The following is a 12,138-nucleotide window of genomic DNA, read 5'->3' as shown; positions in this document are numbered from 1 at the left end:
TTCATCATAGCCCCCCTCTTTAACGACATGAAGTTCATAGTAGCCACTTTGGTCACGCTGTTCGCAGGCTTGCTTCCAGTGAACGCCACGATCACGTTTTTGATGCAAGCCGACCTCCTAAAAGATTCGAACGGAGTCGCAATGTCTCAGGATGGAGTGTTTATGCTGGTGGCGAGCACTGCAGACGCTACCTTCCAGCCGATCTTGGCGGGTACATCTACCGCTGTGGGAAGCACGTTTGGCCTGGACGATCGGATCTTGTTTGTCGGTGATTTAGGCTCGTTTGGAGTGGACGGTGTTCTCGATGCCACAATAGCCATTGATTCAACATTGTTCGCAGGACTCACCACAAACGACCCTCTGGCACTGTATTGGTTTCCCACGCTCACCACTGGCGATACGTCAATTGGCGAGGGGACCACATATGGTTTCTACACCAATGCCGTAGCTGTCGATGGGTCAAGCGCATGGCTCACTCCAGCCGACCCTACTAGCAATTATTCGTTGGGATTCTTTACCAAGGATGGCAGTGAGCTTAGCCCAGGAATTGGCGCGTCAAATCTGGCGAGCGCGGGCAACGCCGCCAATACTGTTTCCGCCGTACCCGAGCCAAGCGTTTCTGTCCTCGCCATGGCCGGTGCCATGTTCGCAGTCTTCGGCCGCAGGAGACGCCGCAATCGTCATCCGTGAATAGGCCGAGGCTTGCCTCCACCATCTACCCCAAGTCAGGTTTGAACATCCCAATCGGCCAGGCCGATTGGGATGTGTTGTAAAAGTTCCCAATGTTCGGGAGGATGAGGGGGAGGTCGCTGCGGTTGGCACCGAGCCAGAGGGCGAGTTCGGCGAAGAGGGAGTCGCAGCTGGTGGTGGGAATGAACCGGCCGCGGCCGGTGTCGAGATCGTTGACGGTCGGGCCGGAATCGGGGTTCACCACCAGGGAGGGGTACTGGCCATAGATGCGCTTGCCGGCCACATCGCCGCCCACGATGAGTTGATTGCTGCCCCAGGCGTGGTCGGAGCCACGACTGTTGGAGGTGAGGGTGCGGCCAAAGTCTGAGGCGGTGAAGAGGGTGACCTTGTCCTGCATGCCCATGGCCACGAGAGCGCTGTAGAAGGCACCGATGGCGGCGCTCACCTGAGGGAGCATGGCGGCCTGACCCGCGAGGACTTCACTATGATGATCCCACCCGCCCCATTGGATGAAGAAGGTCTGTCGCCTGGCCTGGAGGCGGGCATGATTGTGCCCCTGAATGGTCTTGGCGACCATGGCGAGGCGCTGGCCCACGTAGGTATTGGGGAAGGTGACTCCGGCGGGGAGGTCGGGTGCGGTGGCCGTGGCAAAGATGTCATAGGCGTCCATGGCTTGCTTCTTCCGTGAGTTAAACGTCTGTGCCAGCAAGTTGGAATAGTCCTGCGCCAGTTGGCTGTCCACGGCGGCGCTCAGGGCGTTGCGCACGCTCTGGTTGGCCTCATAGGCGGTATTGTAGTTGCTCAGGTTGACCGCCCCTTGGGGGGTGATCGCATACTCCGCCACGGTCTCTCCGGTCTGCCACACGTTGCCACCATCCAGGCTGATCTGCATGGGCACGGTCGGCACCGAGTTGATGTGGTGAATCAGGTCTGCGAGCCTCCCACCCCAGCCAATGCCGGAGCGGGAGTGCGGCACTCCGGTCTGCCATTGCTCGATCTGGTCAGAGTGAGAATAGAGACCCAGCGGCAGCCGCTTCAGGCTTTGTTCCACCTCGGCGCGGGTGAAAACGGGTTCGATGAGTGTACCCACATTCGCCACAAAGGCAGCATTGCCGTTGTCGAAGAGGGTGGCCACCTCCGGCATGCCGCCATGCACGGCAAACGGCGGCAGTCCCTCGGGCTGGATGTTGACGAGCTGGGCGTCCGTCAGTGCCAGGTTGGAACGGGAGGCTAGATACGTGGCATAAGCGCTGGGTTCGCGTGGCACCAGCATGTTGAACGAGTCATTGCCGCCCGCCAGGAAGAGGCAGACCAGGGCCCGATAGCTGCCTGGCTGCGGAGAAGACGCCTCGGCAATCCCCTCAGCCAAACGAAGGTTCAGCAGCGTGTTCAGCAGCGGGATGGAACTGACGCCGGCGCAACTGGCCTGGCCCAGAAACTGGCGACGGTTCATCAGAGGGGCGGGCTTCATGGAGGGGGATGGAAGAAGGGAATGGATCGGCCACACTGCGCATCAACGCTGCACGTTGAAGTCCGATGAGGTGACAATGAGGTAAGTCGCCAGCCGCAGCCGCTGACGGTGCCACTGCCATGAGCTGGTGGGGATGCGCATCATCGCCTCCCGGATGATCTGAAACTGCCGGGCGCTCAGCGTGCCCCCGGTCAGGGCCAGATCCAGCCTCCGCAGCAAGGGATCGGGGTCCATGGCAGCCGCGCCGGAAGGCGTGTCCTGGTTGATGAGGTTCGAGGGGACAATCATGCCCAGCTCCGGATCGTTCTGCAGCTTCACGATGTAGGCTGCGGTGCCGTTGCCGTAGCGGTGCAGGCTCCCCTCAATGGCGTTCCAGAAGTAATTGGGGCCGGTGATGGCGGTGCTCGCGTTGATGATCTGGAATTCCGGCGCCACCAGCCCCTCCTGGGTGATGGGGCCGGGTGGACTGTGATTGGGCAGGAAAAAGTTGAACACACTGGGGGCGTTCATGGGATCCTGCATGTGGTCTGTGCTGAACTGGTCCAGCGGGTAGTGACCGGAGGTGGAGGCGGCGTTGAAGGCGCGGGCCATGTTAACCACCCTCAGCAGCGGCTCCCGCAGCCTGCCCCAGGTGGGCAGGTCCATCACGGCGGGATCCCGCGCCTCCGGGTCCAGCAGGATGGCCTTGACCACCGCCTTCAGGTCACCGCGCACTCCGCTGCCGTTGTCAGCAAAGGCCGCGGAAACCCTGCCCACGTAGCCGGGGCTGGGGTTCGAGGTAACCAGGCGTTGAATGAGCTGGCGGCCGATGAACGGGCCCACGTTGGGGTGGTTGAAGAGATTCTGAATCGCCGCTGTGACATCCGCCAGACCGGCCGTGCCGGCATTCCCGCTGGAGGGCGTGCGGGCGGGCAGTTGCATTCCTCCGAGAAGCACCTTGGCTTCGCAGTCGTGGTACTGGTCCCACATCTTCATCGGAACCGTGAAGTCACGGGGATAAAGCTGGAAGTTGGCGTTGTTGCCGAAGGAGAGGCCGGTGAACACCCGCGCCAGCTCCGTGATGTCGCCATTGTTGTAGGTGGGAACCGGATTGTCGTTGACGAGTTTCCTTGTCCCGTCGGGATTCAGTTCCCACAGGCCGATGCTGAAGAGCTGCATCACCTCCCGCGCAAAGTTTTCGTCCGGGTAGATGCGCAACGCGGAGTTTGCCTTCTGGTTGCCCAGATGGCTCAAATAGATGCCCATGACCGGATGCGTGGCCACGGCATAGAGCAGGTCCTGGTAGTTGCCGAAGGCATGCTGCACCATCAGGTCGTAGTAGTTGGCCATGCCCTGCTGCTCCACCGCCAGCTGTTCCGGCCGGTCGGAGGTCACGAGGATTTCGCTGAGGGCAAAGGCCACCCGCTGACGCAGCGCATCGTAGGGCTGTGCCGGGCTGGCGGGTGCGGTGGGGCTGAGCTTGGGCGATCCCATGACGCGCCCCCACCAGGCGAACTCCTTGTAGTTGCCATACAGTGCGAGCGCCTGCCCATTGGGAACCGCCCAGTCCACATACGGCTGTAGCTTGCCCACCGGCGTCATCGCAAACTGCTGATCGATCCAGCCCTCAAACCCCAGTGCCATCACTTCCTCCACGTTCTCTGGGACGGCATCTGCATCTGCGCCATCGGAATCGGGGCCAAAGGCGGCTTGGATGAGGAAACGGGCGGCGGCTTTCGGGCTGGGCTGCGTGCTGGCATCCGCCAGTGTCACCGTGGCAGTGGTGGTGGTCCCCAGGGTGTAGCCGGTCCCGCTCGTGGCCGTGAGGATGATGGTTTCCGCCCCTTCTGTTTGCGAGTCCTCCAGGGGCGTGAACTCCACCCACACTTCTCGTACTCCCAACGGGATCGTCACCTGGCTGCCGATCACCGGGCAGGTGTAGTCAGCATCACGGGTGGCGGTGCCGGTCAGCGTGAGATTGACGGTGATGGGCTTGAGCCCGCCGGTCCGTCGGATCGCCACCAGCCCCTTGTCCGGCCAGTCTTCATTGATCTCACCGTCCAGCAGCCCCACCGTCACCACGCTGGTGCCGGTCCACTCCGTGTTCACCCGGCTGAAGTCGGATGTCGCTTGCCGTTCCGAGGCGCTGCTGCGTGGATCCAGCCCCAGTTGCCGCTCCTCCCAGTCGCTCAGACCGTCCAGGTCAGTATCGATGTCGCTGACATTGAGCCGGAAAAACTGAGAGCCTGGTGCCACGGAAATCGGCAGGTCGAAGATCTCGCCCGTGCCGTCCACGGTCAGCAAGGTCTGCCATGAATTGAGCGCCAGGGTGTTGCTGACATCGATCCGGTACCGCTTGCCCGGGGATGACTGCCAGGAGATCTCCGCGCCATTCCCTGGTCCTGCCCCGATGCCGATGGCTGGCCGGGACGTGGCGTCAAAGGGGTTGGTGCCGCCCGCCGCTTCCTGGAGATTGGTAAAGCCGTCGTGATCCGTGTCCAGCCCCGCAGTGAGCGCCTGGGCGTTGAACTGCAGCTCCCAGACGTCACTGAGCTGGTTGGTGTTCTTGTCCAGCTCGGCCAGGGCTGCCGTGCCGGGCAGGAGGGCGAGCAGCAGGGACAGAGCCCAAGCAGGTCGGGATTCCGCGAAGCGGGACGGGCTTACCAACGATGCAGGAGATCGCATGGAGGTAAAGTACCACTGGCAGATCATGCTGCGCAAATGTTCCCGATGAGGTGAGGAATTGTTTCGAGGTGAAAACTTAGGTGGAGCGGGAGAGGAGGCCCCCTCTGCGCTTGAGTTTATCCCAGGAGATGGGGGCGTAATTTCCTGAAGTCGGCTCGACAGGTCCGCTGCTGCTGTTGAGAGGCTCGAGCCCATCACAAGAGCCACCAAAGCGGCGTCGAGCCGCACACAATCCAAGACGCTTCGCGTGTTTGGAGGTCAGGCAGCAATCGATGTCCAATCTCTTTTGAATATCTTTCCAGTTGGTACCAGGAGCTTCGCACCAGCGTCTTGGAGTGCGTGCGGCTCGACGCCGCCTTCGCCTGCCGGAGCGTGAGTTGTTTCCTAATATTCTCCGCCAGCATCTGGGCAGACAAAGGGGAGGTCCACCCCGGCGATGGCCTCAATCTCCTGCCGCCCCCGCCCCCGAACGAGCCCGACGCCCGAAAATGCCTGCTTGTCAGCGGCGGAAATTTTCACCTATGATGTCGCAAGATGTCACTCCTGAACACCGGATTCCTCTGGGCGCTAGCCGCGTTGGCGGTGCCGCTGTGGGTGCATCTGCGTCGCCGCATGCAGTACCGGCAGCTTCCGGTGGGCAGTTTGCGGTTTCTCAATGAGGTGTTGCAGGAGCGGCGGCGGCGGTCGCGGTTTGAGGAGATTCCCCTGCTGCTTCTGCGGCTTCTCTGCGTGATCCTGCTGGCCGTGGTCTTCTGTCGGCCCTTCTTCAGCTCCAGCGTCAAGGCGGTGGCTGATCCGGCGGAGACGGTGATCCTGCTGGATGCCTCCGGCAGCGTGACCGGGGCGATGAAAACAGCGGGGATGGATTTTTTCCAACGTGCCGCCGCAGACGTCGCCGAAGGCGGCAAACTGACGCTGGCCCAGTTCTCGGATGAGGTGGCGGTGATCTCTGATGCCGGGGAATGGACCCCTCGTGCCGGGGCTCCCACAGATTTGACCCGGGCCATGAATTGGGCCCTGGACCGGATTGGTGCTGGCGACGGCGGAGCGGGTCAGTCTGGGAAAGTGGTGCTCATCGCGCATCTGGCGGAGGGAGACGTGCCGCCCAGTCCTCCGCGAGTCTGGCCTCCAGGAGTGTCGCTGGAAGTGCACGCCCTGCGGTCGCCTTCGATGCAGAACGCCGCCGTGCGTCAGGTCACCCTGCTCACGCCTTACGTGATGGAGCAGATGGAGATCGAGGCCGAGGTGCACCTGCCCACGGGGGCCGACCGCGCCGTGACCTTGAAGGCGGAGGGCATCACGATCACGCAGACCGTGCCGGAGGGCGGAGACCGGGTCATCTTCAAACTCAAGCCGCCTCGTGATGAAGTGCGGGGCACTATCTCCCTCAGCGGCGGGGACGACTGGCCTGCGGATGACGAGCGTCCCTTCGCGGTGCGGTGGGTCCAACCCCGGCGGGTCCTGCTGGTGGATGGCAACCCGGGCAACACGCCGTTTGAAGGGCAGGCCTACTTCGTGGACAAGGCGCTCACGGCCTCTGGCGCGGCGCATGGGAAGACCCCGTTCCAGCCCGAGATCGTTTACGGACTCTCCGCGCGCCAGGGAGCTACGGATTTATCCGGAGTGGCCGCGGTGGCGTTGTGCGGTCTGCCTGCGGTCTCCACGGCGGATGCGCGCCTCCTCGCACAATATGTGGAGACGGGTGGAGGTGTTCTGATTGCACTCGATGCCCGCTGGACCCGAGGTGCTTCTGCTGTTCTGGAAGCGGCAGGGCTCCTCCCTCCCGGCATCCGTCCTGCTGGGGGTGACAGCATGCCAGCTTTGGCAGAGGAGGCCGGCCCCGTACGGACGTTGACGACCTGGGAACGGACGCATCCCATCCTGGCTCCTTACGATGGCAAAGATGGCGGGGATCTCCGGGAGGCTGAGTGGCGGGATGGATTTGACGTCCCTGTTGAATCGGGCTGGAAGGCGCTGGCAACGCTGGATGGCGGACACGCCTTGCTGCTGGAGAAGACGCCCGCCGTCACCTCTAAGGGCCGCATCCTCGTGCTGGCTCATTCCTTGACCCGGGAGTGGACGGATTTGCCGCGCGATCCCTTGTTCGTGCCACTTGTAAAGAGCCTCTTCACCTATGTGGCCCAGGCGGAGGGGGCCAGCCCTGAACTGAAGCCTCGCTATCCCGGTGTTCATGAAGATCGCCCTCCCGGCCTCTACGCCGATGCCACAGGCAATACGGAGATCGTGGCTGCGGCTCCATCGGAGTCTGTGGTGAATGGTGTCGAGATCACCGCACTGCGACAGGCCTTTGGTGTTCCAGACGCATCGCTTCCCGCTTCTACTCCACAGGAAGATCCTTCGTTGGCAAAGGCATCCGTCCCCTGGCGGCATGAACTCTGGCCGTGGGTGGCGGTGGCACTCCTGTTCCTCCTCATGGCGGAGAACCTCGTCGCCACCCGCCGTCCGCACCCCTCATCCACCCGATGAAACGTCCCTCCCAGATTAGGTTCGATGAGTCACCGGTGCACGCCGTCGTGCGTCGTCGCCGGCTGATTGATGGCTCGACCGCCCTGCTGACCGGGCTGGCGGTGGGGGTGGCCGCCATCATGGGCTTGGCATATTTGGATCTCACGGCGGCCTGGCCAGAACTGAAGCGTCTGTGGCTCCTTGGCATCACCGTTGCCGGAGTGTTGCTGCTTGTGCTTCAACGCTGGCTGGTTGGCAGGAAGGGGCGGAATCCCCTGGCCGTGGTGAAGGCCATGGAGGCCACGAACCCGGCTGACGGTCAGCTCCTGCGTACCGCCTGGGAACTGTCGGGCAAAGGCGTACTTGCACCCACAGGCGGCGATCGGGGAATTCTGTCCTCCCGTTTGCTGGGCGAGGCAGAGGAGCGCCTGCGTCGTGGCAAGTGGCAGGCTCTCGCGCCGTCCGGGCGTCTGCTGGTTTGGCTTGCTCTAGGGGGCGTCTTGGTGGCCACTCTGCTGGGTGCGGCCCGGCAGTCGCCGGATTTCCAGACTGCCTTGCACCGCATTCTGTTCCCTCTCGGTGCGCCTACTTACACCACGGTCGCCTGGGAGTCACCACCGGCACGCTATGATGACCGGCATCCACCGCGTCTCGCCGTCGCAGTTGCGGGTCGGCATGCAGAACCCCAGATGCTGGTGCAGGCAGCGGATTCGAGGGAATGGCAGCCCCACGCGCTGACGACCCTGGCAGACGGGCACACCTATGACGCCGTGCTCACCGGCATGACGGGGGACTTCCAGGTGCGCGTGGTCGCCGGCGATGGCTCGACACCGACACACACGGTGAAGTATCTCCCCATCCCGCGGCTGGAGGAGGCAAGGGTCACTGTGCACTTCCCAGACTACACGGGGCTCAGTGCCGAGGAGCGGCCCGGAGGCGATGCCAGCGTGGTGGAGGGCAGCCGCCTGGAGTGGAGTTTCAGGTTTAACACTCCGCCGGACCGGGTGGAGTGGACGCTGGCCTCCGACACCAGTGCGCCCCAAACGATCTCCACGCACGGCGACGGAGCAACGGTGCAGGCCTCCTGGAAGGCGCCGCTGGGCAAGTACTCCGGCGTCCTGAACGTCTTCGACAAAGCGGGTGTCCTGCTGGACACCTGGCGCTATGAGGTGGTCGGGCTCGCAGACCGGCTGCCCACCGTGGAGCTGCTGGAGCCGGTGAAGGACCTCCAGGCCACGTGCGTGACAGAGCTGCCCGTGCGCATCCGGGCGCGTGATGACTTTGGGGTCGCGGAGGTGGGACTCATCATGGAGGCCGCAGGCCAGACTTTGTGGACGCTGGAAAAGGTCATCACCGAGCGGGACCAGCGCGACCTGATGGAACTCACCCGCGCCATGCTGGAGACCGTACCGCTGACGATCAACGACAACATCAAGCTGTACGCCTATGCGCTGGATCACAAGCCGCGGGGCGGTCCCCGCAGCGTCAGCGCTCTGCGTTGCATCGACATTCGCGACTTTAAAAAACTGGCTGCGCTGAACAAGGGGCGTCCACCCAACGGCACCCCGTTGCAGATCGCGAAGCTGAATGAGCTCATTCGCGGCCAGCGGGTCGTGGTCTCAGACTGCCATATGGTGAAGGAGGCGGCCAAGGATGAAAATGCCGATGGCGTGGGGCCGAGGTGCCAGGAGACGGGCGTGAAGCAGCAGGACGTGATCCTCAAGGCGAATGCCTTGCTCGCCAACTGGCAGCAACTGCCCAATGCCCCGCAGGATGATGTGACCCTGCTGGGCACCGCTGTGGCGCAGATGACGGAGACCGGTCGCCACCTCGCGCGCATCCTTGCTGAACCGGCTCATCTGTCATCTGACCGGGCCCTGAGCTCCCTGCTCCTGATCCGCAAGCATCTCATCTGGTTGATTGGAGATGCCAAGGACGGCGAGATGGACGAAGGCGAGGACATGGAAATCAAGAGCCTGGAAGAACTGGCTCGCGAGGCCCAGCGTCTGGCGGAAGAGGAAAGAACCGTCCGGGAGCAGATCGGGCAGGAGGTGGCAAAGCCCATCGCAACCCTGGAGGCCTCCCGCCGGCAGCAGGAGGTGGCTGTGGCGGATGCGGGTGAACTGTTCTCCTCCATCGTAACCCACCCGCAGAAGAACGACCCCATGCTGAAGCTGATGGCGGCCGCGGAGACCTTCATGCGGGATGCGGACGAGCGCCTTCACTCCAAGGAGCATCTCACGGCGCTGCCACTCCTGACGGATGCGGAGCAGCGGTTGCGGGATCTCTCCGACTTCATCCGCGCGATGATCGAGGAGAAGCTGGCCGACACCTTGAAGCAGATGGCCGCCAAGGCCCAGGCGGATGCACAGAAGTCCGGCTCCCAAGGGCAGGGTCAGGGCAGTGGCAAAGGCGAAGGGGAGGGGGAGCCCTCTCAAGGCGGGGAATCTTGGAAAGGAAATAACCAAAAGAGCGGAGAAGGGAGAACCCCGGAACTTGCGAAGAACCCGCAGGGGGAGGCGGAGGGTAAAGACGGGCGACAGGCGGCCGGAAAGGCGGCGCGGAATGCAGAGCTCGCCGATGAAATCCTCAAGGCCCTGGAGGCGCTCGCCGCCGCAGGCGGCAACCAGCCGGCTCAGACGCCAGGTGATGGTGGCAACGGCAAGACACCGGGTGGCAAGGGCGCAGGTCCCGGCCCCGGCATGGGAGCGGCGGAGCTCGCTGCCCTTCGCGCCCGCGCCGGCACCGAAGCACTTGCCAAGGATCTAAAAGCCCTTGCCGGAGGGGTAGGAAATAAACCGGGCGATCCCGGTGACGCAGGTGGGAACGGGCAAGGGACCAAACCCGATGAAGACAAAGCCGCAACAGGAGAGGCTGGCATTGCAAATCGGCTGGAGAAGATGGCCCAGGTGCTGAATGCGGAGGCGGCGCGACTGAACGCCACACGTCTCGCCCAACTCACCGAGCTAAGGGAGAAGGCCAAGGCCCTGCGCGACAAGGCCGCTCAGAAGGGGGAGGGTGCTGCTCCGTCGGAACAACTCCTGGCCCAGGCCGGGAAACCAACCCCACCAGCTCCCGGCAAGGGGCAAGGCAGCGGTGAAGGTCCAGGCGAAGGGGAGGGCAAATCTGGTGCGGGCAGTGCCAAGGCGGACATTGATCGCTTCTCGGCGGAAGCAATACGTCTGGGTGATGAGACGATCACCGGACTGGCCAGCCAACTGGATGCCGTGGTGCCTTCTCTCTCTGCCTTTGATGGCATCATCGAACGTCTGGACCTCCTCATGGCCAGCCTTCCCGGCCGGGTGACCACCCAAACTGTGCAGAATCGCGTGCCAGAAAAACACCGCCGCGAGATCGAAGCTTATTTCCGCAACCTCTCCGATGACTTTGGCAATGAACCCCAGTAAGGCCGCCGCTCTCGCCAGCATGCTTTGTTTCCTGTCGCCGTCGTCGTTGCGGGCGGAGGTTCCCCGTCTGCCTGCGGGGCAGGGGGCGGTGATCTTTGCCGCTCCCTCGGGCGCGGCCCCTGTTTATCCCAGCGATGCCGACCTCATCGACACCGTGACGCCTGCCGTGGTCTCGGTGTTTCCCGCCCGCATCGTGGAGGGGGCTGATGCGGAGAACCCGCTCGACCAGTTCTTTAACCGGGACCGCTCCGCCCCCAGAGGCAACGGTGGGGATGGCGGCAGCCGGGAGAACGAGCGGGTGCAGGGCGTGGGCTCCGGGGTGGTGATCAGCGCCGACGGGTGGATTGTCACGAACAGCCACGTCATCCATTTGCAGAACGGCAAGCAGGCCGACGCGATCTCTGTGGAGTTCGCCGACCGCCGGCGGTATGACGCGGAGATCGTGGGGGATGATCCACTGACCGATCTGGCCTTGCTGAAGATCAAGGCCACCGGGCTGCCCTTCTTGAGGCTGGCAGACAGTGACTCGGTGCGTGTGGGCGATCCGGTGTATGCGGTGGGGAATCCCTTCAAGATCGGCATCACCGCGACCAAAGGCATGGTCTCTGCCGTGCGTCGTGCGAACCTGGATCTCACCACGCGAGGTGGGTATGAGAGTTACATCCAGACAGATGCCGCCATCAATCCAGGCAACTCCGGCGGCGTGCTCGCAGACCGGCACGGGAGGCTTGCCGGGATCAACACTGCCATCTGGGGCGCGGCAGGGCGGTTTAATGTCGGCATCGGTTTCGCAATTCCCTCGAACCTGGTGCGAAATGTGGTCACCCAGCTTGCCGAGCGGGGCCAGGTGGAGCGCGGCTTCTTTGGCTGGCAGATTGAGGAGCCCTTGCGCAAGGACATTGAAGCTGCGGGCCTCGTCAGCATGGCGGGGGCAAAGCTGGGCCAGGTGATGGAGGGGGGGCCCGCAGCGGCGGCGGGATTGAAGGCGGGAGACATTGTGCTGGAGGCTTCCGGCGGCAAGGTTTTCACCCGTGGGGATCTGCGTTTCCTCGCCTCCATGGTCCGGCCTGGGGAATCACTGCCCTTGAGCTATCAGCGGGCGGGCCAGAAACTGACGGCCACCTTGACCGCCGGTCGCAATGACCCCCAGGCAGTTCCTGCTGGATCGACCTTCCGTCTCGACAGCCTGCCCGGCATTGATTTTCGCAAGGGTCGGAAAGGCCTCGTGGTCGAGCAGATAGGAAAGAAGGAGAAAGCCAAAACGGGTCTCGCCGTGGGCATGGAGATCGTGGAGATCAACGGGAAACCCGTGGCGGATGCCAGCGCCGCCGGGGCGGCGCTGGTGGAGGGGGTGAATCAGGTTAAGGCTCGAACCGGAGCAGACGACCAGACCCTCGCCATCCGTCTGCCTCTGAATGCAGAAAGGGAGTAGTCGCCCAC

The 12,138-nt window shown here is 63.4% G+C and carries 7 protein-coding genes; 4 read left to right on the top strand and 3 right to left on the bottom strand.

Annotated features, from left to right (window positions below):
• Positions 1–27: 27 nt before the first annotated feature.
• A complete protein-coding gene (locus tag VSP_RS30605; protein ID WP_009965535.1) occupies positions 28–690 on the top strand; it encodes a PEP-CTERM sorting domain-containing protein in 663 nt (220 codons plus the stop codon).
• A 25-nt stretch (positions 691–715) separates the two neighbouring features.
• Here the strand turns inward: VSP_RS30605 and VSP_RS30600 are convergent, their stop codons facing one another.
• The 3 genes from VSP_RS30600 to VSP_RS43715 all read right to left on the bottom strand — a co-directional run bounded on the left by VSP_RS30600 (position 716) and on the right by VSP_RS43715 (position 5,344).
• The gene (locus VSP_RS30600) at positions 716–2,161 is read right to left on the bottom strand and encodes a DUF1501 domain-containing protein (protein WP_009965532.1); all 1,446 of its coding nucleotides are present in this window, start codon (positions 2,159–2,161) and stop codon (positions 716–718) included.
• Positions 2,162–2,203: 42 nt separating this feature from the next.
• Positions 2,204–4,825 carry a DUF1800 family protein gene (locus VSP_RS41630; protein ID WP_157211146.1) on the bottom strand — a complete coding sequence of 874 codons (2,622 nt, stop codon included), beginning with the start codon at positions 4,823–4,825 and terminating at the stop codon, positions 2,204–2,206.
• A 384-nt stretch (positions 4,826–5,209) separates the two neighbouring features.
• Positions 5,210–5,344: a hypothetical protein gene (locus tag VSP_RS43715; RefSeq protein WP_256200181.1), complete on the bottom strand. Its 135-nt coding sequence runs from the start codon at positions 5,342–5,344 to the stop codon at positions 5,210–5,212.
• 15 nt (positions 5,345–5,359) lie between these two features.
• Here VSP_RS43715 and VSP_RS30590 point away from each other — a divergent pair, with 15 nt between their 5' ends.
• From VSP_RS30590 to VSP_RS38150, 3 genes are read left to right on the top strand one after another with little or no spacing between them, the layout of a single operon-like run.
• Positions 5,360–7,312 carry a vWA domain-containing protein gene (locus VSP_RS30590; RefSeq protein WP_009965528.1) on the top strand — a complete coding sequence of 651 codons (1,953 nt, stop codon included), beginning with the start codon at positions 5,360–5,362 and terminating at the stop codon, positions 7,310–7,312.
• Complete coding sequence (locus VSP_RS30585) at positions 7,309–10,698, top strand: hypothetical protein (protein WP_009965526.1); 3,390 nt, start codon at positions 7,309–7,311, stop codon at positions 10,696–10,698. The genes VSP_RS30590 and VSP_RS30585 overlap by 4 nt, the downstream gene beginning before the upstream one ends.
• Positions 10,685–12,130, top strand: a complete 1,446-nt coding sequence (locus tag VSP_RS38150) for a trypsin-like peptidase domain-containing protein (protein WP_198141266.1) — start codon at positions 10,685–10,687, stop codon at positions 12,128–12,130. The genes VSP_RS30585 and VSP_RS38150 overlap by 14 nt, the downstream gene beginning before the upstream one ends.
• Positions 12,131–12,138 lie beyond the last annotated feature (8 nt).

It is taken from the genome of Verrucomicrobium spinosum DSM 4136 = JCM 18804 (assembly GCF_000172155.1).
GTDB classification, from domain to species: Bacteria; Verrucomicrobiota; Verrucomicrobiia; order Verrucomicrobiales; family Verrucomicrobiaceae; genus Verrucomicrobium; species Verrucomicrobium spinosum.
This window is presented reverse-complemented; position numbering and strand designations above follow the sequence as displayed.